Raw genomic sequence first — 23,950 nt, 5'->3', positions numbered from 1 at the left:
TACTCGTTTTATGACAGTTTTAGCATTAACCGCGTATCAGGAACTTTTATGATTCAAGTCAGTAATATTCACAAAGCCTTTGGTAGTAATCAAGTGCTCAAGGGCATTGATTTGACCATTCACAAAGGTCAAGTCGTGGTCATATTAGGACCATCAGGCTCGGGTAAAACCACCTTTTTGCGTTGTCTAAATGCGCTAGAGATTCCTGATCAAGGCGTTATTAAGTTCGACGATGGTAGCTTGACGGTCGACTTTGCCACCAAGCCTAAAAAGAAAACCCTGCTGGCATTACAACGTAAAGCTGGGATGGTATTTCAGTCTTATAATTTGTTTCCGCATAAGACCGCGCTTGAAAACTTAATGCTTGGGCCGACGGTGGTACAAGGGCAAAGTAAAGCGCAAGCACGCGCGCAGGCTTTAGCATTACTCGAAAAGGTCGGGCTCTCGGATAAAGCGGATTTGTACCCGTTTCAGCTATCTGGTGGTCAGCAGCAGCGAGTTGGTATTGCGCGTGCGCTGGCTATTGAACCGTCGTTACTGTTGTTTGATGAGCCAACCTCTGCGCTTGATCCAGAGCTGGTGCAGGATGTCCTAGGAACGATGAAGCAGTTAGCTTCTGAAGGCTGGACGATGGTTGTGGTGACTCACGAGATTAACTTTGCCCGTGATGTCGCTGATCATGTGGTTTTGATTGAAGACGGTGTGGTGGTCGAAGAGGGCAGCGCGCGGCAGTTGTTTGAGGACTCAAAGCATCCACGTACGCAAGCGTTTTTACAGCGTATCGTGCAATAATAAAAATGATTTAAGGTGTTAATCAAGTTTTTATAGCGTAAATAAGTTACTATAAAATAAGGTTTTAAGACCTTTACCAGCTGTTAAGCAAAAGCCCCAACGATATTCTTATGGTTGGGGCTTTTTTTGTCTTATAAAAACGAATAGAACGTAAGACTAAACCTTTTGCCGTCTTCTTAACCAACGCGGTACACGAGTGGTCGTACCATTTAATACCGCATTAAATAAAGCCGCTAGTAGAATGAGTACCACCCCTAAATATTGAATCCATGACAATGACTGATGCAGTAATAGCGTCGCTAAAGCAATCGCGGTTAAAGGCTCAAAGATAGTAAACACCGATGCACGAGTGGCAGGCAGCTTCTCTAATGCCTTCATATAGAGGGCAAAGGGCACGACGGTTCCAATCAACGACAGTCCCAAGGCGTAGCCCCAAGTGTGTAAAGGCAAGGTTAATAATTGCCCATACGTTTTATAGGTCTCGGGTAGTAAAAGCAATACGCCAGCACTGATAACAATAGAGGTAAAAAATACCAAAGGAGCAGGGTGCGCATAGTGCATCGCGCGCTTGCCGAGTACGCCATAGAGGGAATAACATACGCCAGATAGTAGCCCAAGCACGATGCCCCAGTTGACTTGTGCCGCATCTCCTAACATGGTTAGACCAACACCGAATACTGCCATGAGCGCCAGTAATGCCGACTGCCGAGTAATGGATTCATTCAGCAAAACTGCCGAAAATAATAAGCTAAAAACGGGTGCGGTATAAAGCAAAGCAACGGCAGGACCTGCACCAACATAGATGACCGCAAAGAAATAGCATACCGACATGCCGAGTACGCCAATCAACGATTGTATCGCCAGTCCAAGCCATTGTTTTGGACGCAGCTTAATGAGGTATGGCCATAGCTTTGGTAACATAATGAGAATAAGAAAGGCAGCGGTCACAATACGCAAAATGGTAATTTGCCAGCCACTAAAGCCGATTTGATTGAGGTAGGTCGAGAATATCCCCAAGGTACCCCAGCAGACAGCGGCTGTGATAATTTGAATGGTGCCTATCCATGACTGACGCGCTGACATTGCGCTACCGGTGTTTGCCATATCGCTCTCTATTTTATTTCCTAGAAAATTTAAACAATAAACTGTGTAAGCTTTTTAGCTAATGGCACTTTTTTGACTTGGTGCTCGTTGCCTATTGCTCATCACTCATTACTATGCTGAAATAACAAAAGACAACCTTGTTAAAGGCTGCCTTTTGTTTGTTGTTTTCAGTCTATCATTAAAGCGTTAATGAAGGATTAACACAAGTCCATTAAACTTAAAATTCAATTTACTTAAGTTGCATAATTTAAACTTGCAGTAAAAAATTGCTTAGCAAGCGCTTAGCCCCTTCCGTGGCAAAGGACTCTGGGTGAAACTGTACGCCTTGAATCGGATATTCTGTATGCTGCAATCCCATAATCTCATCACCGGCTAGCGCTGACTCAGCCAAACTTAAATCATGATGTTCATCATTAGCAACGACTGAAGTGACCGTTAAGCAGTCTGGTAGCGTATCTGCCTTTACCATCAATGAGTGATAGCGCATGATTTCTATCTCTTGTGGCAAGCCTTGATAGACACCTGCATTATCATGGCGAATGGCTGAGACCTTGCCATGCATCGGTACGCCGGCTCGTACCACATCACCGCCAAATACGTGGGCGATACCCTGCATACCCAAGCAAACGCCAAGAAGCGGCGTTGTTTTGCCCATGACCTCTATCACTTCTGCACAAATACCAAAATAAGCGGGGTCATCAGGGGCACCAGGGCCGGGCGAGATAATGATACGGTCAAGATTCATCGCTTGTACATCAGCCAAGGTAATCTCGTTATTACGCCTGACGATGACGTTGGCTGCTTCTTTAGTACCGTCTTTATCACTGTCCATGGTTTGCAGAATCTCACCGATATATTGATAAAGATTAAAGGTAAAAGAATCGTAGTTATCGATAATTAAAACATTCATAAGTCATAAGCTCTTTGCTGAAATATAGGGAGTTTAGGCTGTCATAAAGCTGTCTAAGACCACTTTCATGGCAGAAAGCTTACGCTGAATTTCTAAGTATTCATCAGCAGGATTGGAGTCGTAAACATTGCCGCCGCAGGTTTGCGCATAAGCCGACTCACCATTGATAAATAGACTGCGAATAGGAATGGCAAAGATACAATCGCCATTAAAGTTAAATGACCCAAGCGCACCGCCATAAGCACCGCGACCATCAGGCTCTAGCTCATTAATGACTTTGATTGCTTCGACTTTTGGTGCGCCAGATAAGGTACCGGCGGGGAAGTTGCTGGCAAGGGCGCTAAACATATCTTCATCAGGATGCAAAATCCCAACGATTTCAGAGGAGATATGTTGGACGTGTGAGAAGCGTTTGATGTCCATTAGGCTACGTACTTTTACCGTACCAAAGCGTGCGACGCGACCGATATCGTTACGGTGCAGGTCAACGAGCATATTGTGCTCGGCTATCTCTTTAGCATCATTTAGCAAAGCGCGGGCAAGCTTACGGTCTTCTGCGATATCGACGCCGCGCTTGGCGGTGCCTGCGAGAGGATAGGTTTCCATCTCACCTTGACGTAAGCGAAACAGTAGCTCAGGGGAGGCGCCAATGATGCATTGCTGAGAAAATTTCATAAAGTACATATGCGGTGACGGATTGACGGTCCGCAGCTTTTCATAAATCGGCATCTTATCGCCGCTAATATGATATTTGGACTTAAAGCCAACTTCACACTGAAAGATCCGCCCAGAGATGATGTCTTCTTTGACTTGCATGACGACTTTGGCATGCTCTTCTTGGCTCATACCATCACCCAAAAACTCAACGGTTGGCGGCTCATAATTTGGAATGGGCGCATCTAGTAAGGCTTTGATGTGCTCGATACGATTGTCTTGCTGCGCGGTCGGGTAATAGAAATAGAAAATCTCACCGGTCATCTTATCAAGCGTCAGACCATCTAAATAGACACCAAATTTAAAGGGTTCAAAGTCGTTACTGGCTTTAGCATTGAGACTTGGCTCAAAGAAATTGACACTGTCATAGCCTAGATAACCGACCAGTCCACCGCTTTGGTCACGGGCAATAACGTGCTGCGGGGTGATTTTACGCAATAGCTCGTAAGGATTGTCCGTTTGATAATGACTGGTTTCAGCAGTTTTATTATCAGTAATCGCTAAGGTGCTACGGTCCAATGCAGCAATGGTCATAACCGGGTCAAAACCAATGGCATGATGGCGCGCCATATGACCGTCTTCACCCAATGATTCAAGCAGATAACAGGTCTCAAAAGCGCGCTCAATACGTTTAAATAATGCGAAAAAATCGATATCCTGCGTGAGTTTAATGCGCTGTGGCTTACTAGGAATATCAATAGCAGCAGGTTGATTAGGCTTGGAAGTAGCAGAGGTCATAACAATGTCCAAAATAGTTCAATGATTTATCAGATAAAAATCAGGCACAAAGAAATCGTGCTTTTTGATGAATTAAGCGTCTTTTATAGATGTGCTTTTTATAGATGTATTTTTTCTATGAGTCTTTAATAAAGCGCTCACATCATGCACTTGCATGGCTTTAGCGCCGCGCGAAACAGTGGCGATACCAACACCCAGTTGCTCAGATATCTCACGCTGGGTCACACCGCGCTCAAGCAAGTCAAAAATACGGATACGATTGGCGATTTCTTGCTGCTCTTTATCGGTCAATAGCGCACTGAATAACCGCTCAATAGCGGCACTGTCACTGCAATTTGCGAGATGAGTTAATAAACTGTGGTAGGGGTTAGTGCTCATAGTATGTAATCTTTATAATAGTCGGGCAAATAATATCTTGTTTCAGTATTCTAGTACAGTAGTACAAGAAAAACAAGTAATCCGACTTAATGTTTCCACAGTAATCGATATAATGTTTTTTATTGAACAAGTATCATTTGTTAAATCTGAGCTATTAAGCATAACAAGCCAACTAATCGCCATTAGCTGGCTGGTCTATTCTGCAAGCTCAATTTGTACTTGCCAATCATTGATATCAAGCTCATAGCAGTTATTGCCTTCGCCATTGATACGGTCAATCACTAAAAAGTTAGAGTCACAACCAAGTGCAAGCAGCGGATGATGCCAGACATAGGCGTCATATTGCACGCCTTGATGCGATTTGGCATAAAATACGGTCAAATCATCAGCAGACTGTGGCGGCTTGCCTTTAGGCGCAACCACGACAATATAATCCTGACCATTCATCGAAAAGAAAGCCTGAGTACCAAACGGGTGATATTCCATTACTGATAAGGCAATAGGAAAATCGCGCTTTTTAGCACAGAAAATACTCATACCGACATTGCCACCATCGAGCTTAGCCTCAGCGATAGCATGGTGGCGCTTGGCGTAGCCATTGTTAATCTCATAACAATTTTCAGGCGTTTCTTCGTCTTTATCATACGGCTCAATAACCTTGCCATAAGGTGCAAACTCAGCTTTAGTCAAAGGTTTGGCTATGATTGTAGTACTCATGAATTCACCTTAATAAGGGTTAGTAACGTTAGTTGAATTAGTAACGTTAGTTAATTGATAGGGTCGTTTAATTGGCAGTAGCAGTAAATTTACTATAGACCCGTATTCGCATTAACGATTATGCTTTTATACTATTTATCGTTGTGGATGGCTTATCGTTCCGGGCGAATAAATGGCATATGTCTATTCACGTCTTTATATAGTAAGTATCTAAATGGACCAGGTCCGCCAGCGTAACAAGATTGTGGGCAAAATGCGCGCAGCCACATAAAATCACCCGCCTCGACTTCTACCCATTCACCGTTTAAGTGATATACCGCTTTACCTTCTAGCACATACAAACCGTGTTCCATGACATGCGTTTCGTCAAATGGAATCACACCGCCCGGTTGGAAAGTGACTATGTTCACATGCATATCGTGACGCATATCGGATTGCTCGGTAAATCTGGTGGTTGCCCATACACCATTAGTACCGGGCATCTCAATCGCTGCAACATCGTGATCGCTGGTGACAAAAGGTTCGGGCGCATCAATACCGTCTACAAACTGATAAGCTTTACGAATCCAATGGAATTTAACGTGCTTGTCGCTATTGTTTTTTAGCGTCCACTTACATGCCGGTGGTAAAAATACATAGCCACCCGCTTCGAGATGATGCGCTTCGCCTTTAATAGTAATATCCATTGCACCTTCAACGACAAACAATACGGCTTCTGCTGTGGTATCCAGCTCAGGCTTTTGAGAGCCGCCATTTGGTGCGACTTCGACGATGTATTGTGAGAAGGTTTCTGCAAAACCGCTTAAAGGACGGGCAATCACCCACATGCGCATGCCTTCCCAAAACGGTAGGTAGCTAATAACAATGTCGGTTAGTACACGTTTGGGGATAATCGCATAAGCTTCGGTGAAGATAGCGCGATCGGATAGTAGTTGTGTTTGCGGAGGTAAGCCGCCAGTTGGGGCATAATAAGTACTTTTTGTTGACATGGTTAATAATCCTTAATGATTTTGTGCCGCGATAAATTGGTGTCTGAACTTATGATCTGAATTTAAGATTACATCCAGTCAGCGGTGTTATCAGCCGTGGCAGGATGGTTTTCATACCAGTGCTTGGCAATCTCATCGCGGCGACAGACCCAAACATCAGGTTTGTCCGTAATATATTTTAAAAACTTTTTCAGCGCGGTGATGCGACCAGCGCGGCCAATGATACGGCAATGCAAACCGATGGTCAGCATTTTTGGCGTTTGCTGACCTTCTTCATAAAGCGTATCGAAGCTGTCTTTTAGATACTGATAAAAGGGTTCAGCATGAGTGAATCCCGGGCTTGACGAAAAGCGCATGTCATTGGTTTCAAGGCTATAAGGAATAACCAGATGCGGCTTGCGAGCGATTTTATTACCGTCTTCTACCTTAACATTAAGCCAGTAAGGCAGCTCATCAGCGTAAGAGTCGGAGTCATAAATATAGCCACCTTGCTCGGCGACCAGCTCACGGGTATTGGGACTATCACGACCTGTGTACCAACCTAACGGCTGCCCACCAAGCATCCGCTCAAAGATTTCAGTAGCACGACGCACATGCTCGCGCTCGGTCTCACGGTACATATATTGATAGGTAATCCAGCGCAGTCCGTGACTGGCAACTTCGTGACCGTCCTCTAAGACGCGCTCGATAATATGCGGCGTTTTTTCAGCCGCAGCAGCGCAAGTAAAGGTAGTAATAGGCAGGCCGTAGTCTTTAAACACATCCAGCACTCGCCACACACCGACACGGCTACCATACTCAAAGGCCGATTCGATAGACTGATGACGGTTATTAAATGAGGGTGTGCCTAAGATATCGGACAAAAAACGCTCTGATTCTGCATCGCCATGAATAACGCTGTTCTCAGCACCCTCCTCGATATTGAGAACGAACTGGACAGCAATCTTTGCACCGCCCGGCCAATTAGCTTGCGGTGGATTGCCTGCATAGCCTTTTAGGTCGCGTGCATAGGTATCGTGATTAAAATCGCTGGTTATTTTTTTACTCATTGTAAATATATCCTAAATATCTTAAAGCAACATAAGAGTGAGTATCGCTACGCTAATTAGCTACTAACATTTAAAACTACAAACCTGAGGTATAAGCAACGATTTGTTGGCGTTCTGCATCAGTCAATTGAGTCAGATTGCCCAGTGGCATATAGCCTGTTTGTACCGCCGTAATGATTTTGTCTTTATGGATTTTCATATCTGACGGTGTTTGGATGATAATACCTGCTGGCGGCGCTGCAAATCCTTGCTGAGTTGGCTGCGCAGCATGGCAAGTGCTACAGCGCGTATGCACAACATTCATGATGGCATCGTCAGCTGAGGCCGTCACTGGAATTGCCTCGGCAGTGACGTTTTCATTAGACTTAACATCAGAGCTGGCATTAGAGCTGGCATTAGAACTGCCATCAGAATTAACCGCGTTACTTGCTAGGTCATCGCCAGCCGTTGGTGGTGTGCTGTCATTTGCGGCAGGCGCGGCAGCTGCTGGAGTATTAGAAGCAGGTAACGGCTCAATTGGCTCTGGACGCATCCAAATAATCAATAAAACGGTTAAAACAGCAGGGATAACCAAATAGCGCGGCTTATGATTGTCTAAATGCTTCTGGTTAAAGTAATGGCGAACAATCGCCGTGATGATGCCGACGTAGACCAATACCAACCAGCCGTGTGCATGAGAATACATCATCGGATAGTGGTTACTAATCATGGTAAAGATAAGCGGTAAGGTAAAGTAGTTGTTCATCAATGAGCGGTTTTTGGCTTGTGATGCTAAGTCGGCGACTTCTTTACCCGGCTTTTCGCCACGCCGCACACAATCTACAAGCGCCCGCTGAGCTGGCATGATACCAAAGAAGACGTTACCTGCCATGACTGTACCCAATATGGCACCGATATGGATAAATGAGGCTCGGTCACTAAATAATTGATAAGAACCCCAACAAGCAATGACTAGTAAGATAAAAATAATAGTGCTAAAAATAAACGAGTTTTTACCTAAATGGCTACGGACAATCACCTCATAAATAAAGTAGCTGCCAAATAAGAATAATAAGCTTGTCGATATGGCACCAATACTACTACCAAAAGCGACCTTGCTGGGATCAATCAAGTAAGCTGTTGCATTGACATAATAGACGATAGCAAGCATCGCCATACCAGTCAGCCACGTGGTATAAGCTTCCCATTTAAACCAGTGCAGGGTCTTCGGCATCTCTTCAGGGTCAAGCTTGTATTTGGCAATCTCATAAAAGCCGCCGCCGTGTACTGCCCATAAATCGCCTGAGATACCTTTATCGGCTTTCCACTGTGGCGGTTTTCGCAAGCTTAAATCCAACCAAACAAAATAGAAAGATGCGCCAATCCATGCAATCCCAGCGATAACGTGAAACCAGCGAAAAAATAAAGCTACCCAATCGAGAAGATATGCGCCCATGTGGCAAGTGTCCTTTTGTCCAATGTTCTTTCATCCAGTGTGCTTTTAAACGATAACGTAATACCTTTACGAGCCGCGATAGGTGCTATAGCCATGTGCGCTAAGCAGTAGCGGTACATGATAGTGACCGTTATCACTTATGATAAAGTCGATGACTACTTGCGGATAAAAAGCCGTTAGGTTTTGTGTATCAAAATAAGCTTGGGTATCAAACGTTAAGGTATAACGTCCAACATCTAAGTGATATTCAGCAATATCAATAGTTGGGTTAAATGACCAGCTGTCTGGTGTCACGCGTCCATCAGCGTTGGTGATGCCATTGGCTAATAGTGATGCCTTGCCGCTTGCGCTTACGCGGTGTAGCGTCACCGCTATGTCAGCGGCAGGTTTGCCAAGATGGGTATCTAAGATATGGGATGAGAGAGTACCTGACATGATAATTCCTTTTATATAGTGAACCAGTAAGGCAGCGTTTACATTAAGCGGCGCCCAGCAGTTTTTGTAAGCGTAAACGGGTAATTTTATTTTGCTCAGCAGCGGCATTGACCAGCTCAGTAGCGCGATTATTTGGCAGGCGTGTTAACAATAAATCCAGCATTTGCTGGGCACTCTTGCCAGTCGCAAACACGATAAAGATAAAGCCGAATTTATCGAGATAATCTTGATTGCCTTGCGCCAAGGCGGCAATCACCTCATCCTCGGCATCGTTTGCGCCTGATTGCTCATGCGCGGCACTGTCTTGAGTGTTGCGGTATTTTTCTTTTAGTGAGTCGACGTTGCCGATTTGCGGGTGGCCGTCAAAAGCCTCGAGCAAATTGGCCTCGTTGGATTGTGCTTGTTGCCACGCGTTGTCACTATGAGTAAGTAAGTTATCTATATCAGTGAAAGGACGATTACTGACTAATTCTTTTGCCCACGCTGTACTGGTGCAACAGGTCAATAGGTGTGAGGTCGCGTCGGCTGGCGCTAGGTGGTTAAATTGCTGTAGCGATAATTTCACAGTGGCATCCTTTTCCTTTGTCCCCAATCCATAGGGCTGAATAAGCTGATATTGATGTATAGCGGCATGCTAATATCTATTGATTAGCATCTATTGATGAAAAATCTCATGCTAAATGGGTATGCATCAATCAGTAATTGCTTTAATATTAACCATTCTCCTTAAACCTGACCATTTGGTCAACTACTTTATGCAAATAATTTATTTTAGTGAGATATATTTCATAAAAATCAGGCCATAAGCCTTACGCTTTATTAAAATATAAACCTACATTGGCGCATCGTCACTCATTGAACATCATTACAGGCGTTACTAATCATGGCCACCAGCGATACAATTAAAAGTGTTATAACTAAAAAAGATACGACTAAAAGTATTACAACTGGAAAAGACACGGCGCACAATAACGACGTTAATACACCAGAGAGTTCAGAAGTGCTTGTAGAGCAAAATGTCCAGCGCAATCAGCAAGACATTCGTGCGCACAATCAAGCTGTCATTTTAGCAGCCGCAGAAGAAGAATTTGTGTTACAAGGTTTTCGCGGGGCGACGATGCAAGGTATTGCCGATAGAGCTGAGCTGCCAAAAGCCAATATTCATTATTATTTTAAAAATAAAAAGAACCTGTACCAATCGGTATTGCACTCTATCATCCAAGAGTGGAATGAGGGCTTGGTGACCATGACAGTCGAGAGTGACCCCAAGGAAGTGATCGAAAAATTCGTGCGCACGAAACTGCATCAAGCATTTGCGCACCCAAACCAACATAAGCTGTTTGCACTTGAAGTCATTGGCGGAGCACCACACTTGCACGACTTTATGTCAACGACGATGCAAGAATGGGCAGTTGATAAGGCGCAGGTCATGAAAACTTGGTATGAACAAGGCAAGATTGGTGTTAGCGATCCATTACAATTATTAATTTTGATTTGGGCAACGACGCAACGCTATGCCGAGTTTGAGATAGAAATCGTCGGTTTAATGGGTAAAGATAAATACGATAAGCAAGATGAAGCGCGTGCTGCTGATTTTTTAGTGCCATTTATTTTGCGTGGTTGCGGGCTTTAATATCTTATATAGTCTATTCAAAATAAAAAGGTACATACAGAAAATCGCCTTAACGATAGAGCGTTATGACGACTTTATCGTTAAGGCAGTGATTGAAAAGCAGAAAAAATCTCTCACTGCGCTCAATGGCATTTTATGACAACTATAATATCTGACCTTCAATAGCCCTCTCAGACATTTTACGAACAGGCTTTAGCTTTTCTTCAGCGTGTTGCTCTGGCTCATCAAACTCTACACCGTAATTTTTTGGCAAAATCATATCGAGAGCGATAGCAACGATACCTGACATCGTCACCGCAGAACCAAAGATATTGCGGAATAACTGGGGCGTTTGGGCGAATACATCCGGCACAAAGGCCACGCCCATTGATAAGCCTAGTGACGTTGCAATGATTAAAATATTACGGTGGGTAAACTCAACTGTCGATAGGATACGAATACCAGCAGTGGCAACGGTGGCAAACATCAGCAGCGTTACACCGCCAACGACTGGCTTTGGCAATTGCGTAAAAATTGCGCCGAGGATAGGGAACATGCCCATGGTAAATAAGATCGCACCTACATAAAAGCCGACATATCGGCTAGCGATGCCGGTCATCTGAATGACACCATTATTTTGGCTAAAGGTCGTCACTGGGAAGGTGTTGAACACCGCGGCTATCAGCGAGTTAACCCCGTCACCTAACACCCCACCCTTGATACGTTTTTCATATAACGGGCCTTTAATGGGTTCGCCTGAAATCATCGAGGTCGCTGTTAAATCCCCTGAGGTTTCGATACTGGTAATAATATACATAAAAGCAATAGGGATAAAAGCTTGCCACTCAAAGCCAAAGCCGAATTTAAAAGGAACAGGTAGGGTAAATATAGGGGCTTCAGCGACCAATGAGAAGTCAATGCGACCCATAAACATCGCGGCAATCAAGCCTAGCATTAGCCCAATAAAGATGGCACTTGAGCGAATAACTTTATTGTCAATAATACTGATTAGCACCACGCTGACCAGTACACCGCCACCGAGCAATAGGTTCTGCATACTCCCAAAGTTCTCTGCTCCGACGCCGCCTGCCAAATCGGTCAGACCTACTTTAGTCAATGAAAGTCCGATAGTGACAATCACGCAACCCGTCACGATAGGGCTCATCAAGGATTTAAGCTTGGTAATAAATTGGCTTAAGAAAATCTCGACGAATGCTCCGAGAAACGAGACCCCAAAAATCACAGAGAGAATTTCCTCTGGACTACCGCCTTTATTTTTTACCACAAAACCTGCTGCCAATACCGCCGCTAAAAACCCAAAACTGGTACCCTGTAGTGCCATCAATCCAGAGCCTACGGGTCCAACTTTATGGGTCTGAATAAAAGTCGCAACCCCTGATACCATCAAAGACATACTGATGAGGTAGGGGATGTGTTCTCCTAAACCTAGCACGCCGCCTATAATTAATGAGGGCGTAATGATGCCGACAAAGCTCGCAAGTACGTGTTGGGTTGCGCCTAAAAAGGCTTTTGCAGGGGCGGGGCGATCGTGCAAACCATATAATAAATCGCGGTTCCCTTGAGTGTGCTCACTCATCTCGGCTTCCTCCTGAAGTGACTTTTAGTCCAATCTCTGCGGCATTTACTCAGCAATATCATCACTACCTAGAGTCGACAAAAATAATGCCCTCGCTAGAATGTTTTATATTGCTTATCTATCCAGTAGCCAACAGAAAATCGCACTTATCCTTGTGCTAATAAATAATCATACCTAACCATTATTTATCAAGATTGCCAATCATTGTAATAAAAACCTGACTAATTGGTCAGCTATCTAAGGGTATAGTGAAAGGCTCTGCTATTGCAACGTTTTTTTTCATACTCGTAGATTTATTCACATCGCAATAATGATAGCTTAAAAGCGCACAGTCCAAGTTCTCTAGATAAAAACCCTGAGATTATCAATTGTTTATAGGGAATGGATAGCAAGTCTTTATTGCATGCTTACATTCACAACCTAATCATTGAAGTGAATTTCTCACATTATTTATTGCCAAATTGTTAATACTTCGTTATTATGCCTGTCATAATTTAAATGCTAATAATTATCATTAACTTTACCTATGTGATTCGCAATACGAGTTGCAGATTAATGAGTATTACAAGTTTATAGGTGATACAGATTTTTTTAGCGCAGTGGTAGAGCGGTCGTTGTAGAGTAAAGTCCTTATAAGCTTTATAAAAAACTTCTTAAATAAATTCTCAAAAGTGGCTCTTAATTCCTTCAATCCTAATAGTAAGTAAAGTGAGTGTGTTATGCGTGAAGTTAAGTCAGCAACATTTTCTAATCAATTAACGGTCTTATCCATGACGGTTTCAGCTGTTTTATGGTCACAGATGGCAATGGCGGCGGAGGAATTGCCTAGTACCACCTTACAAACCATCACGGTGACCGCCAATAGCTCAGTCCGCGAAAAAGTCCAAGAAGATGGGGTTTATGTCGAAGACTATACTCCAGCGCAGCAAGCCAGCCATTTGAGCGATTTTTTGAATGTCGTTCCTGGGGTTACCGTAGGTGGCACCTCAGCAGTCAATCAGCGTATTCGTATTCGTGGTCTTGAAGACAGCAACCTGAAAGTCACTATCGATGGTGCCCGTCAAGAAGGTAAACTTTTTTATCATATGGGCGATTTGACCCTTGATCCTGACTTGCTCAAGCAAGCGGATGTCGCGGTCGGTAATAACTCAGTGACGCTAGGAAATGATGCCATTGGTGGTGCGGTTGCCTTTAAAACGGTTGATGCGGCTGACTTGCTAAAACCGGGTCAAAGAATAGGTGCCAAATTACACGCAGGTTATGCCAGTAATAATGATGAGTTATTAACATCAGCGACGGTGTTTGCTGCACCAACGGACAATGTTGACTTACTGGCTTATTATGGCAAGCGTGATACTAATTCGGGCGAGGATGGTAACGGTCGTGAGCTGTTTGAAGACAGTAAAAGTGAAAATATTTTATTAAAAGCTGGTGCTTATATTGCGGATGATCATCATATTGGTGCAAACTTTAGCAGTACTGAAAAGAAAGGTATTTTCCCATTCCGTCCTGACTTTCCTAGTCGTAATGACGCCCCAATACCACAACAAGTTAAACGCGATACTTATGGGCTAGATTATACTTATAATCCGGCAAGCAAGTTAATTGATGTTGATACCAATGTTTATCAGACCAAAACCCGTATTTTGCGCGATTCTGATTATAATAAAAACCCAGGTTTCGAGTTTGATGCACAGGTTAAAACCACAGGCGCTAAAATACAAAATACTAGTATAGTTGATAGTAGTGTCTTTGAGGGTATTACCGGTACTCATAAATTGATCGCTGGTGTAGAGCATTATAAAAAAGAATCTGACTACCATGGTGTAGAGCGTGGTACTACGATACCGGTGAGCGGTAGAGATGAAGCAACAAACACCTCTGTATATCTAGAAGACCAATGGCAAATGGGTAAATTTAGCCTAACGCCTGGTGTACGTTATGACCGCTACAAATCTCCTGATTTTATCGCTGGTGGCAAAACCTATGATAATGTCGTCGGTGCACTTGCCGCAAGCTATGAGATTGCACCACTAACGCAAGTATTTGCCAGCTACACGCAGTTATTTAATGGTCCTGATTTGAGTCAAGCGATTTTTAATCGAAATGGTGTTGGAACTGTTGTTAACAACGACTTAAAAGCAGAAGAAGGGTCTAATACTGAGGTTGGTATTGTTAAAACCTTGCGTGACCTAACGGTAGCCGGTGATGCGTTACAGTTAAGCGGTAAATACTTTGAAACCGATATCGAAAATTATATTGAGTTTGTACGTTCAGGCTTGGATTGTGCACCAGAACCTGGAAGTAATTGCCAAGGCGCAATAAACAAAGATGAAGATTATAAAATTAAAGGGGTTGAACTCGCCGCTGACTATAAAATGAATAACTTTAGTATGGGTTTGAGCTATTCGCGCGCACGTAGTAAAGGTGAAGACACAGGCTACAGTATTCCGTCAGTGACCGGAAGCAGCTCAGAATCAGGCGATAAATATATGGTCAATCTGGCTTATGCTCCAACAGAGACCACAGATATCGGCTGGCGCAGTACCTATGTCGCTTCAGTGATGCCAAATACTGGCGAAAATGACATTGAAAAACCAAGCTATAATGTTCATGATATCTTTATGAACTATTCGCCAAAACAAGTTGATGGATTAAAAGCCACGCTTGGCGTTTATAATCTTTTCGATGAAGCTTATGCGAGCCACTCATCTCGTCTAAATCCGATTGATGATGTTACTACTGACTTTGAAAAAGGTCGTAATATCAAAGCTTCTTTAACCTATCAGTTTTAAGCCTGCATTTATTTTTTAGTAGCAAAAGAGCCAGCTTTTTATAAAAAAGAGCTGGCTTTTTTATCGCCATTTTTCGGAAATTGTACTGTCTTGTTTTAAAAATTACGCTTCGACTGTAGCACCATTAACCCTGTATATTCATAAAGAATCAGCACTCATGACTTCACTTTCATTATCTTCTTTTGCATTGAATATGCGCCGTATTTGCCTTTGGATTCATCGTTATACTGGGCTTGTAATGGCAGGTTTTTTAATCATAGCGGGTTTTACTGGCTCGTTATTGGCTTTCCATGACGAGTTGGATAATGTGTTTAACCATCAATTGGCTCAGATTGAGCGGCAAGATGCGCCACAGCTTCCTATTGCAACCCTGCACGATAAGGTGGTCGCCGCCTATCCAGAGTACAATTTTTCTAGTATGCCAACGTCATTAAAAGCGGATAAATCTGCGGTATTTTCAGTCGATAGAGTCCGAGGTCAAAGCGCTAAAAATCAGCCCAAAGCGCCGTTTCAAGAGGTTTATATAAATCCTTATAATGGCGATATATTAGGGACGCGTGATAAAGATGAATGGGCGTGGCGCAATACTATGTGGAAGGTGTTTTGGCTGCACCGTGATTTATTGCTCGGTAATTTTGGTAAGCTGCTGCTAGGTGTGATTGCACTGCTATGGACGATTAATTGCTTTATTGGCTTTTATTTAACCTTGCCACGTACCGTGAAGAAGGGTCATGCGGCGCATCGAAAAACAATTAAAAAACGCGCTTCTGTATTAAAACGCTGGCTACCTGCATGGAAAATCCGCCGCGAAACCAACACCTTTAAGCTCAATTATGATGTGCATCACGCCTTTGGTTTATGGTTGTGGCTGATGCTATTTGTCATTGCGTGGTCGAGTGTCGGTTTTAATTTGCAGCAAGTTTATCAGCCGATGATGCAAGTGGTGGTCGGACTTGAAAGCAGAGAAGGTAAAGAAAGCAAAGAAAAAGGTAAGTCATATAAACCAGATAAATCGGGCGCGCAAGTTCTCCCAAATGTTATGCCAGTTATCAACGCAACTGCTGATATTGTCAATAAGACCAATAGTATTGAGTATGTTAGCAAGCAGGCGAATATTGCCGCGCAAAATAATGGGGTAACCGTGCAGCAGTTATTGGGCATACGCTGGGTAGCAGAGGACAATCAATGGCAGATGCGCTTTAAAATGGATAAGGATATAGGTACTGATAGCGGCGCTTCGTCTATCACTGTCGATGCGGCGACTGGCAAAGTCGAAAAGGTTAATTTCGGTTATCAAAGCTCATTTGGCACTAAAGCTGATCGATGGTTATCGACGCTGCATATGGGACATATCAGTCACGGCATAGGTCATTTGGCCTATCAAATATTCTTAGCATTGATTGGGTTAGCGGTGGTGGTCTTGTCTGGTACAGGTGTGTATCTATGGGCCAAGGGTAGACAGCAACGTTTGAAGGTTTTACAAAAATTGAGATAAAACTGATGTTTATACCTTTAAACCGTATCTATAATTACTGGCCGACCTTGATGATTTAATACCGTCACATCGACGTTATATAGGTCCTTCATCGTCTCTTGGGTAATGACATCGGCAGGTTTACCAACGGCCATTACCTGACCTGCTTTCATCGTGACCACAGTATCGGCAAATTGCGCCGCTTGATTGATATCATGTAGGACAATCACCACCGTTTTTTGCTGGCTATGACTCAGCTCGCATAGCTCACGCATCAAGCGCCCAGCATGGTACATATCTAGATTATTTAGCGGCTCATCAAGTAATAAATACGGCGTATCTTGGCAGACAATCATCGCAATCAGTACGCGCTGCCGTTGACCACCGGATAATGTCGATAAAAAACGCTCGGCTAATGGTTCTAGCTCAAAGCGTTCGATAATATCCTGCACTTTTTGCTCATCGTTCGCCGTTGGCTGCCCTTGATGATAGGGATAGCGCCCAAACATCAGCAGCTCATGCACGCGCAATCGCCCTTGTACTTGGTTGTCTTGCCCGAGCATGGCCACCGTTTTAGACAGTGTTCGAGCATGACAGCTGACGATATCACGTTCCTCATTATCTACAGCGAAACTTACCCGTCCTGACTGTAGCGGTTGCAGTCGTGCCATTACCGAAAATAAGGTCGATTTACCTGCGCCATTGGGGCCAATTAAAGCAATCACTTGTGCGGGTGGTAAAGACAAGGTAATGTCATGCAGGATTTGTTGTTTGCCAATATGGTGGGAGATATTATCGAGTTTAATCATACAGTTGGTCCGATTTCAAAACGCTATAACGCTACTGGAATAAGTTTTTTTCGCTTGCTGCGCCGATGCAGACAGAGGCTGCAAAAATTTATTCCACTAGCATCCGTATGTATTTATATATCTTGTCGTTAAAGTTTTTTTGATCCGTGCAGTCTTACTGAGCCATAATTAACGGCGCTGAGTCATAAAAATTAGTATTAAGAAGACCAAGCCGCCTGCCAATTCAATCACTACCGACAGTACCCCTGCCATACCCAGCACTTGCTCAAATACCGTCTGACCGAGTACTAAGCAAATCATCGCTACTAAACTGACCAATATCAGGCGCTCGCTATGATACATGTGCCGCGCGATGCGATTGGTTAAAGCGCAGACTAGTAAGCCAAAAAAGGTTACCGGACCGACCAAGGCGGTTGCCGTCGCGACCAATACTGCGATGACGGTTAATAGCCCGAATGCAAGGCGTTGATAGTTGATACCAAGGTTAATTGCTTGTGGTTTGCCCAGCATCAAGACATCGCATTGATAGCGCCAGCGCCAGATAAACAGTGCACTGATGACGCAAATAACAAAGCTAATGCCCAAAAGCTGCGGATTAACCGTATTAAACTGCGCGTAACTGGCCGATTGGACAACCACGAAGTCATCGGGGTTAATGAGCCGTGCAACCAGCGCTGATAAGCTGCGAAACAACACGCCAAAGATAACGCCTACCAGTATCAGCCGCGTCAAATCCTGACTGCTTTTTGAAAATAACAGTCGAAACAACAATAACGACGCGCCAAACATGAGGACGATTTCAAGGGTAAATTTGGTAATGGGGTTGATGCTGGTAAAACTAATTGCGCCTAAAAAGAACACCAATAAGCTTTGTAATAACACATACAGTGAGTCAAAGCCCAATAAGGAGGGCGTCAAAATAGGATTGTGGGTCAAGGTTTGAAAGAGCAGGGTTGATACGCCGATGGCATAACCGACGACCATCAGTGCCAGTAGTTTTTTGCCCCGTAACGGCAGGGCAAAGTCCCAATAGCCATTGACGTTAAGTGTCAAAAACAGCGTCATTGAGATAAGTAAAATAATCGCGGCAATGGATTTTGGATGACCAGCGATAAAGGTCCAAAGTTTTGCTAAAAGGTTGTGACGACAAGTATCTTCAAGGCTGTCATTGTCTAAAGTAGCATTTGCTAGAGTGCTCTTTTTTGCCGAGCCAGTCTTGGTAGAATTGTCATTTATAAAGTTATGCTTAGACGATGAGAACATGAATAAATCCTACTATGCTACCTTTAATAGTAACAACGCCAAGCTTATCTAATCAGACAACAGGACGAATAAATTAAGAAAAGTGTTAATAATCAGGCAGCGACAAGATTGCGCTAGGGCTTATTGCTCAGCAGGCGCACGTAATAACAACCATAAAAATATCACCGTGCCGACCACACCAAAAACTGTCGCCACAGGCACTTCAAAAGGGTAACGAATGGAGCGCCCGATAATATCACAAAGTAGCACGGCTGATGCGCCCAAGAGCGCGACTGCGGGCAAGCTGCGACGTAATTTATCGCCCATGATGCGGCTAACGATATTGGGTACGACCAAGCCAATAAAAGGAATCATACCAACGGTTACGACGACGACAGCGCTCATCATCGCCACCATGCCAACGCCAAGCCACGTTACTTGCCGTTTACTAATCCCCAAGTTTAGCGCGATATTGTCGCCCAAACCGACGATGGTCAGTTTATCGGCGATAATATAAGCCAGCACGCACAGCGCGCCCGTCAACCAAAGCAGTTCGTAACGTCCGGCTAATACTGAAGAGAAGTCGCCAAATTGCCAAACGCTGAGCATCTGTAATGATTCAGTTTGGTAGGCGATAAAAGTGGTTATCGCCTCGATAATGCCACCAAAGACAATACCGATCAGTGGAATCATCAAAAAATCCGTCGGCGGAACGCGATGTATCAGCAGCATAAAGAGCATCATGCCCGCGACTGCCGCAATAGTTGCGACACCCATTTTGACCAGTAGCGCGCTGGCTGGGAACAATAAACTGACTACCAGTAATCCCAATGCGGCGCTTTGGGTTGCCCCAACCATCGATGGCTCAACGAAGCGGTTTTTCAGCACCACTTGAATAATCATCCCAGCAACTGCCATGGCGATACCAGTCAAAATAATGGCAATGGTACGCGGTATGCGGCTGACCAATAACAGCGAGCTATCTGAGTTGGCGCTATGATTGATAATGCTGTGCAAGATACCTGACCACGAAAAATCCGCCACTCCAATTGATAAACTTAATAACACCAAAAGCCCCATAATAATGAGGCTGGCTGTGTTTATTAACCATGGCGGGATAGCGGCACGTTGATACTTAGGACGCAGGCCACTACGGGTCTTTTTTTGCCAACTTGATGGTGCAGCTGGCAAAGCAGGACTGGCTTTGACACGGGCATGAGCGCGATTGGAAAATAACGACATAACGTCTACTGGCTTAGAAATGGATGATTAAAAATGCAAGCAGTAACAGTTGCTTGAACAGTAATAACGTTTATTTCGCGCTCGCAAAAGCATCTTTAATCGTGGTCAAGTCCTGCATCCATTGATAATAACCACCGAATGCTAAGTAAGAGTCTGGGCTAAGGTAAACCACTTGTCCTTTACTCCAAGCATTGGTTTGCGCGACCAATGGATTGTCCAATACTGCTTTTGCACCAGCGCCATCTTCCCCAATTGCTGCACTGCGATCGACGACGAATAGCCAGTCTGGATTGGTTTTTTGTAGATACTCAAAAGATACTGGCTGACCGTGACGCGCGTCGGCGATTTGGTCATCGGCCATCGGAATATCTAATACCGTATGAATAAAGCCATAGCGCGACTTATCACCATAGGCAGACAGCTTATTGCCATTCACCATGACCACTAAGCCTTTGCCTTTATCTTTGGTTAAGGTTTTAGTGTCAGCGATAAGACCATCAATATTGCCTTGTAGTTTTGCTGCCTGAGCACTTTTACCAAATAAAGCGCCCAAATCATGCAGGCGTTGCTTGCTCGACTCATAAATATTTGCCGTATCAATGGTCATGTCTAACGTTGGCGCGATGCTAGAGAGAGCATCATATTTTTCTGCCATCCGTGAGCCTACCAAAATAGCTTGTGGCTGCATAGCGTTCAAGGCTTCAAGGTCTGGCTCAAATACCGTACCGACTGATTTTGGTTCAGGCTGAGTTTTTGAGTGTAAATTATTTAAAAGCAGCCCACTTGGCATGCCATCGACCGCCACATCAAGTGCCGCCAAATCTTGCATCAAGGTCATGTCATAAACGACCAATGGTGATGGATTCATTGCCAAGTCGACCTTACCTTTTGTCGTATCGACGGCAATAGTCGCCACAGAAACATTGTCATTATTGGCAACATTTGAGGATTTGTCAGCCGTTTGGTTCTCAGTCTTGGCATCTGCTGGCTCAGAGTCATTGGATTCAGGCGAACTACAACCCGCCATGCCAATGCTGGCAATCAGCGCTGTCATCATGGCAGCTAATAAAGAACGCTTAAAAAGGGGGCTAGCGTTGTGGTTTGAGCATAAAGTAGTAGGCATAAATAACTCGGTTTATCAAAGGGTTGGGCAGTCTTATAGGAAAAATACTAAATAAAAACTGCTAAATAATGAGTCAACTTATAAGGCTAACTTATCAAGGCTGTTTTCTATCGTTGCTTTATAATTGGTTTTTTATGATAAGTTGATTCTAGTAAGTATTATAAAACAGTCATCATGATAAAGTAATTGAGACTTATTATCAATAACAATGATAATGGTTTTTATTAACGTTGACAGTTTTTACTATATTAATCTTATAAAATGCTTACGCTATAAGGTGGTAGCGATTAGTTAGATTGGGTTTTGCTGATCAGGATTTTCTAGAATATGAGAGATTAGACTAAAGATATTGGAAATTTACTATTGATAATAATTATCGTTTGCATTATTATCGACACCATTCTATGACGGTTAAATGTTAGGGTGTTATGAGTTCAACGGATTTAGACGCGCCACCACTGAAAGCAATACTTATCGCTATTATCGTTGTGGTGGGATTACATGTGCTCACGGCCGTTGCTTTGGTAACGATAAAACCGTCTGAGCCTAAAATTGAGCCTATCAAAGAAACGCCACCTATCGAGATAGAGTTAATCTCATTGCCTGCTCCAAATACCGAGCCTGAGGTAAAAGCGGAGCAACCAGTCGTTCAGCAAAAGCCTCAGCCAATAGTAGAGCCTGAGCGCATAGAGCCGCCTAAGCCACAGCCACAACAAAAACCAATAGCAGAACCGAAAGCTAAAGTAGTGACAGCAAAGCCAACAGAGATAAAGAACAAAACGGCTGATGTCGAACCTGTTGCTAAAGTAGAAAACAAAAAGCCTGACATTATTAAAAAAGAACCCCCTAAAATAGATACATCGATGGCGGATGAGCAACGTAAGATAATAGCCGCACAAGCGGAAAAAGCCGCTCAAGACGCCCACGCTAGGGCAGTTGCAGACGCCAAAGCTGCCCGCGAGGCACAAGCGCAGGCAGATGCCAAAGCAGCAAAAGAGGCCGCTCAAAAAGCAGCACAGGCAAAGGCTGCAATACAAGCAGCAGAGACCGCTGCTCGAGCAGATGCTGACGCCAAAGCGGCGACGGCGAGTAATGAGCCTGTCAATTTTACCGCCAGCAATGCCAATTGGGCATCAGCGCCAAACTTTAGCTTCCCTGAGCGTGCCGCCAAGCGAGCCCGTTCAGGCGATACGCTTAATGTGGTATTAGTGCTAAGGGTCAATAAACAAGGTGGTATCGATAGCGTGCGAATTGCCCAATCATCAGGAAATTCACTGGTCGATAAAGAGGCACAGCGCCAAGTCCGCTCTGGTAAATTTAAACCCTTTAGCAAAAACGGTGTGCCAGTGGTCGGTAATGTGACCTTGCCTATCGCTTATGCAGTTCCATAGAGATACAAAAACCAGTTATCAAGATATCTAAGTGGCACACATTATTGCCGCCAACTGTTATCGATAATTATAAAATAACAAGTAATGACATCCCACTTTAAGGAGTCTGACATGGACTTTACGACCTACTGGCAATATAGCGATATGGTGACAAGAACCTTATTCTTCTTGCTCCTTGCCTTATCTATCGTCTCTTGGGTGACCGGTATCATTCGTATACTGCAAAGTCGCAAACTGGCCGCTAGTGTTGCCGATGATTTGAGTGCGCAGATTCATAGCAGGCGCGCACGTTTGATTGATACGGATGGTGCGACGTGGCGTTTGGTGATTGAGCAGACCTTACTTAAGCATATCGGTCGCTACCGTTTTGCCAGTGAGCGCGGTCTACCTATCCTTGGTACAACGGCAGCAATTGCACCATTTATCGGATTGTTTGGCACGGTGTGGGGTATTTTTCATGCGCTACATAATATTGGCGTTAGTGGGCAAGCGGGCTTGGGGCAAGTAGCAGGGCCAGTTGGTGAAGCCCTTATTATGACGGGTTTGGGTATCGCTGTTGCCATTCCAGCGGTGGTGTTTTATAACCTAGCGGTGCGTATCAATCGCCGCGTGATGTACCATGCCAACGATAGAGCGCATGATTTATTGGCGCAATCTGCCGACATCGCGGCTTCTCAGCAACCATCAGCTCAGCAATCAACAGCAAAAAGTACGTCTAGTACGGCTCAAACACAATCAACCAAAAGTGTGAGCTCTGAGCAACAAGCTGTTCAGTCATCTGAACTTTATCGTAAGTCAGCGCCATCGCAGTTGTCATGATTGTTTAACAATAAAGCGCTAAGCTAAAGCAGTTTAGAAAAGCAATGCGAAAATCAGCTAAAAGCACGAGTGGCAAAGATTCTAATTAATGATATTGAGAATAATTATGGCATTTCAATTGGGTGATGATGACGTTCAAAGCATGAATGAGATGAACCTTATTCCGCTTATCGATATCATGCTGGTATTGATGATTATCTTTTTATTGACGGCGACGGTGCTAAACCCAACCGTACCCTTAGATTTACCAAAGACCAGTGCTGAGCTAAACCAAGCGCCGCCAGAAGCCATTCAAATTAGCATTGATAAAGATGCTGGCTTATTTTGGGATGATGAGCCTATCAGTATGGAAGCGTTAGCAGCGCGTCTGCAAGCGCAGTCGGCGAGCGGTAAGGATCCGTCTATCCAGCTGCGAGCTGATAAAGAAGGTAAGTATGATACCGTGGCGCAAGTATTGGCGGCTGCCAGTCAAGCGGGGCTAAGTAAGATTGCTTTTGTTAACGAGTAATTTTTTAAAACGTGCAGGACTTAAGAGTAAATAGGCTGTGAAAAGCAGCCTTTAGAAAAACAGTCTCTAGAAAAACA

22 protein-coding genes are annotated in these 23,950 nt (G+C 44.1%); 7 read left to right on the top strand and 15 right to left on the bottom strand.

Annotated elements, in window-relative coordinates:
- Nucleotides 1–48: 48 nt before the first annotated feature.
- Complete coding sequence (locus ACP7AA_RS01825; RefSeq protein ID WP_426222469.1) at nt 49–792, top strand: amino acid ABC transporter ATP-binding protein; 744 nt, start codon at nt 49–51, stop codon at nt 790–792.
- 156 nt (nt 793–948) lie between these two features.
- On the opposite strand, the gene ACP7AA_RS01820 is transcribed toward ACP7AA_RS01825, so the two are convergent.
- From ACP7AA_RS01820 to uraD, 10 genes are all read right to left on the bottom strand, one after another.
- A complete protein-coding gene (locus tag ACP7AA_RS01820; protein ID WP_298872041.1) occupies nt 949–1,896 on the bottom strand; it encodes a DMT family transporter in 948 nt (315 codons plus the stop codon).
- A gap of 247 nt (nt 1,897–2,143) precedes the next feature.
- Complete coding sequence (locus ACP7AA_RS01815) at nt 2,144–2,806, bottom strand: anthranilate synthase component II (protein ID WP_426222468.1); 663 nt, start codon at nt 2,804–2,806, stop codon at nt 2,144–2,146.
- Nucleotides 2,807–2,839: 33 nt separating this feature from the next.
- Nucleotides 2,840–4,258: an anthranilate synthase component I family protein gene (locus tag ACP7AA_RS01810; protein WP_426222467.1), complete on the bottom strand. Its 1,419-nt coding sequence runs from the start codon at nt 4,256–4,258 to the stop codon at nt 2,840–2,842.
- Between the two features lie 72 nt (nt 4,259–4,330).
- Nucleotides 4,331–4,636, bottom strand: coding sequence for a Trp family transcriptional regulator (locus ACP7AA_RS01805; protein WP_426222466.1), 306 nt, complete (start codon nt 4,634–4,636; stop codon nt 4,331–4,333).
- A 195-nt stretch (nt 4,637–4,831) separates the two neighbouring features.
- The gene (locus tag ACP7AA_RS01800; RefSeq protein WP_426222465.1) at nt 4,832–5,353 is read right to left on the bottom strand and encodes an ureidoglycolate lyase; all 522 of its coding nucleotides are present in this window, start codon (nt 5,351–5,353) and stop codon (nt 4,832–4,834) included.
- Nucleotides 5,354–5,505: 152 nt separating this feature from the next.
- Complete coding sequence (locus tag ACP7AA_RS01795; protein ID WP_298872030.1) at nt 5,506–6,342, bottom strand: bifunctional allantoicase/(S)-ureidoglycine aminohydrolase; 837 nt, start codon at nt 6,340–6,342, stop codon at nt 5,506–5,508.
- 68 nt (nt 6,343–6,410) lie between these two features.
- The gene (gene puuE / locus ACP7AA_RS01790) at nt 6,411–7,391 is read right to left on the bottom strand and encodes an allantoinase PuuE (protein WP_298872027.1); all 981 of its coding nucleotides are present in this window, start codon (nt 7,389–7,391) and stop codon (nt 6,411–6,413) included.
- Nucleotides 7,392–7,467: 76 nt separating this feature from the next.
- Nucleotides 7,468–8,826: a urate hydroxylase PuuD gene (locus tag ACP7AA_RS01785; protein WP_426222464.1), complete on the bottom strand. Its 1,359-nt coding sequence runs from the start codon at nt 8,824–8,826 to the stop codon at nt 7,468–7,470.
- 66 nt (nt 8,827–8,892) lie between these two features.
- The gene (uraH, locus tag ACP7AA_RS01780; protein ID WP_201619685.1) at nt 8,893–9,261 is read right to left on the bottom strand and encodes a hydroxyisourate hydrolase; all 369 of its coding nucleotides are present in this window, start codon (nt 9,259–9,261) and stop codon (nt 8,893–8,895) included.
- Nucleotides 9,262–9,304: 43 nt separating this feature from the next.
- Nucleotides 9,305–9,826: a 2-oxo-4-hydroxy-4-carboxy-5-ureidoimidazoline decarboxylase gene (uraD, locus tag ACP7AA_RS01775; protein ID WP_426222463.1), complete on the bottom strand. Its 522-nt coding sequence runs from the start codon at nt 9,824–9,826 to the stop codon at nt 9,305–9,307.
- Nucleotides 9,827–10,144: 318 nt separating this feature from the next.
- On the opposite strand from uraD, the gene ACP7AA_RS01770 reads away from it, so the two are divergent.
- Nucleotides 10,145–10,894, top strand: coding sequence for a TetR/AcrR family transcriptional regulator (locus ACP7AA_RS01770; RefSeq protein ID WP_426222462.1), 750 nt, complete (start codon nt 10,145–10,147; stop codon nt 10,892–10,894).
- Nucleotides 10,895–11,036: 142 nt separating this feature from the next.
- Here the strand turns inward: ACP7AA_RS01770 and ACP7AA_RS01765 are convergent, their stop codons facing one another.
- A complete protein-coding gene (locus ACP7AA_RS01765; protein ID WP_426222461.1) occupies nt 11,037–12,470 on the bottom strand; it encodes a nucleobase:cation symporter-2 family protein in 1,434 nt (477 codons plus the stop codon).
- Between the two features lie 719 nt (nt 12,471–13,189).
- Between ACP7AA_RS01765 and ACP7AA_RS01760 the strand changes: the two genes are divergently transcribed.
- A complete protein-coding gene (locus ACP7AA_RS01760; protein WP_426222460.1) occupies nt 13,190–15,265 on the top strand; it encodes a TonB-dependent receptor domain-containing protein in 2,076 nt (691 codons plus the stop codon).
- 157 nt (nt 15,266–15,422) lie between these two features.
- A complete protein-coding gene (locus ACP7AA_RS01755; protein ID WP_426222459.1) occupies nt 15,423–16,760 on the top strand; it encodes a PepSY-associated TM helix domain-containing protein in 1,338 nt (445 codons plus the stop codon).
- A 17-nt stretch (nt 16,761–16,777) separates the two neighbouring features.
- Here ACP7AA_RS01755 and ACP7AA_RS01750 read toward each other — a convergent pair whose 3' ends face one another.
- From ACP7AA_RS01750 to ACP7AA_RS01735, 4 genes are all read right to left on the bottom strand, one after another.
- Nucleotides 16,778–17,548 carry an ABC transporter ATP-binding protein gene (locus ACP7AA_RS01750; RefSeq protein WP_271134551.1) on the bottom strand — a complete coding sequence of 257 codons (771 nt, stop codon included), beginning with the start codon at nt 17,546–17,548 and terminating at the stop codon, nt 16,778–16,780.
- Nucleotides 17,549–17,716: 168 nt separating this feature from the next.
- Nucleotides 17,717–18,811, bottom strand: a complete 1,095-nt coding sequence (locus tag ACP7AA_RS01745; RefSeq protein WP_426222458.1) for an iron chelate uptake ABC transporter family permease subunit — start codon at nt 18,809–18,811, stop codon at nt 17,717–17,719.
- A gap of 120 nt (nt 18,812–18,931) precedes the next feature.
- Nucleotides 18,932–20,032, bottom strand: a complete 1,101-nt coding sequence (locus ACP7AA_RS01740; protein WP_426222457.1) for an ABC transporter permease — start codon at nt 20,030–20,032, stop codon at nt 18,932–18,934.
- Nucleotides 20,033–20,102: 70 nt separating this feature from the next.
- Nucleotides 20,103–21,155, bottom strand: coding sequence for a siderophore ABC transporter substrate-binding protein (locus ACP7AA_RS01735; protein WP_426222456.1), 1,053 nt, complete (start codon nt 21,153–21,155; stop codon nt 20,103–20,105).
- 428 nt (nt 21,156–21,583) lie between these two features.
- Here ACP7AA_RS01735 and ACP7AA_RS01730 point away from each other — a divergent pair, with 428 nt between their 5' ends.
- The 3 genes from ACP7AA_RS01730 to ACP7AA_RS01720 all read left to right on the top strand — a co-directional run bounded on the left by ACP7AA_RS01730 (nt 21,584) and on the right by ACP7AA_RS01720 (nt 23,873).
- On the top strand, nt 21,584–22,546 hold the full coding sequence (locus ACP7AA_RS01730) for an energy transducer TonB (RefSeq protein ID WP_426222455.1): 963 nt from the start codon (nt 21,584–21,586) through the stop codon (nt 22,544–22,546).
- Between the two features lie 111 nt (nt 22,547–22,657).
- Nucleotides 22,658–23,365: a MotA/TolQ/ExbB proton channel family protein gene (locus ACP7AA_RS01725; protein ID WP_426222454.1), complete on the top strand. Its 708-nt coding sequence runs from the start codon at nt 22,658–22,660 to the stop codon at nt 23,363–23,365.
- Between the two features lie 106 nt (nt 23,366–23,471).
- Entirely contained in the window at nt 23,472–23,873 is a 402-nt protein-coding gene (locus ACP7AA_RS01720; protein WP_201563135.1) for an ExbD/TolR family protein, read from the top strand.
- Nucleotides 23,874–23,950 lie beyond the last annotated feature (77 nt).

The organism is Psychrobacter sp. DWR1-2-3, from assembly GCF_049896465.1.
GTDB lineage: Bacteria > Pseudomonadota > Gammaproteobacteria > Pseudomonadales > Moraxellaceae > Psychrobacter > Psychrobacter maritimus.
This window is presented reverse-complemented; position numbering and strand designations above follow the sequence as displayed.